General features: G+C 54.9%; 4 protein-coding genes. All 4 read left to right on the top strand.

Going from position 1 to position 5,007, the window contains the following annotated elements; translation table 11 throughout:
• Positions 1-99 precede the first annotated feature (99 nt).
• On the top strand, positions 100-312 hold the full coding sequence (locus ABYP39_RS17350) for a DUF4266 domain-containing protein (RefSeq protein WP_372748128.1): 213 nt from the start codon (positions 100-102) through the stop codon (positions 310-312).
• Positions 313-322: 10 nt separating this feature from the next.
• Positions 323-1,525, top strand: coding sequence for a DUF3570 domain-containing protein (locus ABYP39_RS17345; RefSeq protein WP_372760093.1), 1,203 nt, complete (start codon positions 323-325; stop codon positions 1,523-1,525).
• A 66-nt stretch (positions 1,526-1,591) separates the two neighbouring features.
• Entirely contained in the window at positions 1,592-2,482 is an 891-nt protein-coding gene (locus tag ABYP39_RS17340; RefSeq protein WP_372783850.1) for an FAD:protein FMN transferase, read from the top strand.
• Between the two features lie 160 nt (positions 2,483-2,642).
• Positions 2,643-5,007, top strand: a 2,365-nt coding sequence (locus ABYP39_RS17335) for a hypothetical protein (protein ID WP_372783848.1), incomplete at its 3' end; no start/stop codon positions are given.

Raw genomic sequence — 5,007 nt, 5'->3', positions numbered from 1 at the left:
GCTGGCAATAACAGCTGGCAATAACAGCTGGCAATAACAGAACCAAGACCTGCACAACCAAACAGCCAACGATAACAATACACTGGTGGTAACAGGTAAATGCGCATACTCAGTCTCGCGACCGTGATTTTTCTTCTCAGCGCCTGTAGTGTCACCAGGGTTGATCCCTGGGACAGGCAGTATCTGGCGCGACCTGAAATGGCTTGGGACCCTGACGGCAGTAGCGCCACCTATCGGGCGCATGTGTATTTCAGTAAAGAAGCCAGCAACGGTGGTGCCAGTGCCGGCGGTGGTGGCTGCGGCTGTAACTAGGGCTTAGCGAATGAACAACAATAACAAGAAACCCTCTGCGCTGATGGCGCTGACCAGTGCCGCCATGGCACTGCCTGGAGTTGGAGGCAAAACCGAGGCAGCAGCTCCGGTAAGTGAGCCCGTACTTAGCTACCACGTCTCTCATTATCGCGAAGCTGACATTGAGCGCAAAGATCATCTAGGTGGCGCGCGCGAGCGATATGAGATCGATACCCATCAATTAGGTTTCGCGGCACCATTAACGCACGCCGCCGACCTTAAGCTCGATCTGATGGTTGAATCCATGAGTGGCGCCTCTCCTTGGTATATTCAGCCTGATGCCGATGGGCGGCCGGTACAGGCGATGAGTGGCGCCTCGATAAAAGAAGAGCGCTACGACGTGCAGGGTCGCTTTAATCATTTTGTCAGTAAAGATACCGTGTTGTCCTACCTGGCGGGCTATTCCGACGAACATGATTATCAAGCCATCAATGTAGGGCTCGAGATTGAGCACAATATTCCAGTGCAGCAACTTACTGTGTCGGGCGGCATTGGCTACAGTGACGACGAACTTGAGCCTACTCAGGGCACCACGCCGGTCAGTGTGGTTAAGGCAGACAAGGATAACCTGACGGCTTTTGTTGGCGTCGGCCTGATCGTGAACGAACGTACGGCAGTGCAGACTAATTTGAGTGTGAGTGATCAGCAGGGTTTTTTATCTGATCCCTACAAGCTGGTTTTTATTGCCAATCAGGTCAACCCTCTGTTTGCAGACTCGCGACCAGACGATCGGCGGCAGTGGGTGTGGCTTACTCGGCTGCGACATTTTGTGCCTGCGGCGAATGCTGCGTTTCACGCGGATTATCGTTATTTCGACGATGATTGGGATGTAGAATCACACACGCTGGAGCTAGGTTGGTATCAGAATATAGGCGTAAGCTGGCGCTTCGATACAGCGCTTCGTTGGTACTCTCAAACGGCGGCTTACTTTTACGCCCCGTATTTTCTGTCGGCGCGGCCAGACGGTTACGCCACCAGTGACTATCGGCTGTCGCCCTATGGCGCTTTGGGCTTGCGTCTGAAGTTAGTGAAGAAGCTTGGCCCGTGGCAATTAAGCGCCGAGCTGGAAAGCTACAGCGCAAAAGACAGCTATTCGCTCGATAGTGTTGAAGTGGAAAATCCGGGCTTGGTGGAATTTACGACGTTTTCACTTGGTTTCGATCGTGTCTTTTGAGGCTTCGTGTGTACATGTTTTCCAACGATAGCGTCTGGCATATTTCAAGTTTTGGTTGAGCACCGCTTGATCTATCAGTCCTTCAAGTTTCACGCGATGGGTGGCCCCTGCGAGCTTAAGCTCTATGCAGAAAGTGCACAGGCTGTAGAAACCGCCGCTGAAGCAGCAATGGCAGAAGTACAGCGCATCGAAACCAAATATTCCCGCTATCGCGATGACAGTATTGTTTCACGCATCAATAAACTTGCCGGGCGCTCGGGCGTGGTGGTTGATGACGAAACGGCTGCGCTGCTGAATTACGCCAATACCGCTTTTGAACAAAGTGACGGGCTTTTCGATATTACATCCGGTGTGCTGCGCAAGGTGTGGGATTTTACCAGTGGCAAACTTCCGCAGCCGGAAGCACTGGCTGAATGCTGCCAGAAGATCGGCTGGCAGCGGGTTGTCTGGAATGGATCGCAGTGTAGCTTGCCGGAAGCCGGAATGGAGATCGATTTCGGCGGTTTCGGAAAAGAGTATGCAGCAGACCGCGCTGCTGATATCTGTCGGGAGCATGGAATAGAGCACGGGCTTGTAGAGCTGGGAGGGGATATTCATGTGCTTGGTCCGCATCCAGATAATTCTCCTTGGCAAATTGGATTGCGCAACCCCCGCCAACCGGATCAGGCAATCGACGTTGTCAGTATCAGCCGAGGCGGGCTTGCCAGCAGCGGTGACTACGAACGCTTTATGCTGGTCGATGGTGTGCGCTACAGCCACCTCTTGAATCCCTTCACCGGCTGGCCCGTGGCAAGCAACCTTGCACAGGTCAGTGTGCTGGCGCCGTTGTGCCTGGTGGCGGGTACTGGGGCCACGGTGTCCATGCTGAAGGGCGAAAGCGGAGAGGCGTGGCTGCAGACATTAACGTTGCCCTATGTTGCTGTCACGCCGCAAGGCCAGATCTCGCGGCGCTTCTGATAGAACGAGCAAACTATAACCGGGTTCATGCTGAGAGTTTTTTGATTGATGCGTTTCCGGGTTTTAGGCCAATAGCGGGTTGTCGGGGGCATAGATCCGATGACGTCCTGACGGCACAGTAGGGGTGAAAGTGGCTTCCATAGCGGGGTAGGCAGAAATCATGGCGGCGAATTATCTGCAGTTATTGCTTATCAGCCTTGTGGTGTTGTTGGTTGGCTGCCGCAACGGTGACAGCAGCGGGGTTCCGCAAAATCCAAAGGGGACTGTGCTGGAGGGTGGACATAGCGGTGATGATGTCGACAGTCTGGACGGCTATTTTGCGGCCAGTGTTCAACCTCTGCTGAGCTATTGCCGTACGTGCCATCAGCCGGGTAAAACGGGTGACGTGGAAGGCGGCAATACATTTATGCTCAGCGCTAACCCAGCTGAAGATTTAACCCGGATGCACACTGCCTGGAAGAACTTGGGCGCTGGTGTAACGTCGAACGCAATTCTTACCCAAAATTCTGACAGCAGTGAAAACCACACTGGTGGTACACCGTGGCGGCTTGACTCAACGGAGTATCGCGCCGTCGCCGCGCTGCTACAGTGCTGGGATGAGCCGGCCAGTTGTGCGTTTGGCGATGTTGGTAAAGTAGACGCGCTACTTCCGCTATTAGGCAGTGCTCGCGGCGGGCATTTCTGGGATGACTACTGCAATGGCCTGGTGGAGGCCGATGGTGCCAGGCTCTTCGATGAAAACGGCGTTTATCTTACCAAGAAAAACGCTACGCCCTTGCCGGATTCCGCTTTGCTTCCACATGACCCGCGCGATCTGGTGCGCGCTGGAGTGAGTGACGGTAAATACGTCTACTTCAATGCATTTTGGCGTGATTGCCATGTGGTACCGGAATTGGTGAAGGAGTTTCCTCATCCGGAAAACTGCGGGCAGTACCGCGCGAGTATCGCGCGTGGCTCTATTATCATGGGTGCCGCCCCGGAAATTGATGCTAGCGGAAGGGCTTATACCTACGGCACCCATGAACCCTACAAGTCAGGTGTGGCGAGTATCTACAAGGGTCACAAAGACGAAGGTCGGATGATTCGCAAGGGCACCACCTTTGCTGGCGATTCTCCCCATGGTGCAGCGGCACTCACTGCCCGGCAAATCAATACTCTTTGGATTACCTGGGGCTTGCCTTCCCGCCCCGATAATTTTGATCAGCTGATGGCAGAACGCTATGGTTTCGGGCAGCCATCCGCGCAGTTTCCCTACCCGGTAATCGACCAGGCGAAGGGCATAGATGAAACTGCCCAGCTCAGTAAAACGTTTGGGGGCACCGGTAAGCTTCCCTTTGGAATGGTGCAAACACGGCTGAAAGACGGTACTTACAGTGGAGAAGTGAGCACTAACTGCCAGGGCTGTCATGGTTCGCAGGTGGGGCAGGAGTTTGTGGTGGGCGCCGGTGGCGGCATGCTGGATGCCACCGTATCGTCCAGAGATTTCGCGGCCCTTGGTTCTGCCGCTGGAGTGGCGATTGATCGCGCCGGGCTGGCTGGGCGCGTGCGCGGCACCAACAACGCACAGTTTTCCAATATCACCGCGTTGTCGGGCGTGCGCTCACCGCAGCAGATGGCGGATGTGCTTCAAAACGGAACCACGGGTACCGGCGATACGCCGGCGTGGTGGAATGTGGGCAAGCGGCCGGTCAAATTCGTAGACGCGATGTTTTCCGGCGATGCAGTACGGGTAGATTTCGCCTTGTTCAGCCCACTTTTGACCAACAAATATGGCGCTGCAGGTGAGCAAAATGATTATGACTCGTGGAGCAGTGATCATGTGCAAGACGGCGACCACTACATTACGTCTCGCAAGGCTCCCTTGTATCCTCTGCCAATCGATAAGGCGTTAGCGCAGGAGGGTGCGATACTTTTTCATAGCAAAAACCTGTGGGCTAACGGTAATGTTGTGCCAGCACCAGCTGGTGGTAATGGTTCCTGCGCCAGTTGTCACGGGGCCTACTCACCGCGCTTTATCAATGATCCCGCCTTTCTTGCTGATCCTCGACTCGAGGGGATTGCAAGTTATGTCGTGCCACTCGACATTATCGACACAGATCCGGTGCGCATGGAAACCTATAACGATGGTACCAACGAGGGCAATTCGAATACTGCCGTTGGGTACCCTGAAACGGCGCCGGGCAGCGCAGAACGCGCCGAGCTCAGCTCGGCTGACAATGCTCGTGTCGAAGACTGCCGTGTGCAGAACCTGGCGGATTTACAGAAGAACAGCCAGGGAGAACAACGCCCACAGGGCTATGCAGCACCGCCACTTTACGGCATTTGGGCTACGGCCCCCTATCTGCACAACGGTTCTGTGCCCTCGGTTGAGGCGCTGCTGCATTCCAGTTCGCGACCTGACATCTGGCGCCGCGTCTCGAAACCGGCGCCGGCAGGTCAGAACAATGTAGTGATGGGCTTCGACCACGATCTGCAGCGGGCATATGATCAGCGAGCAATGGGTTGGAAATATGATGTATTGGAGT

It is taken from the genome of Litorivivens sp. (genome assembly GCF_041625495.1).
Classification (GTDB): domain Bacteria; phylum Pseudomonadota; class Gammaproteobacteria; order Pseudomonadales; family Spongiibacteraceae; genus Litorivivens.
This window is presented reverse-complemented; position numbering and strand designations above follow the sequence as displayed.

Coding starts and splice junctions, on each gene's coding strand:
- ABYP39_RS17350 (WP_372748128.1), top strand. CDS start 100: ATGCGCATACTCAGTCTCGCGACCGTGATTTTTCTTCTCAGCGCCTGT.
- ABYP39_RS17345 (WP_372760093.1), top strand. CDS start 323: ATGAACAACAATAACAAGAAACCCTCTGCGCTGATGGCGCTGACCAGT.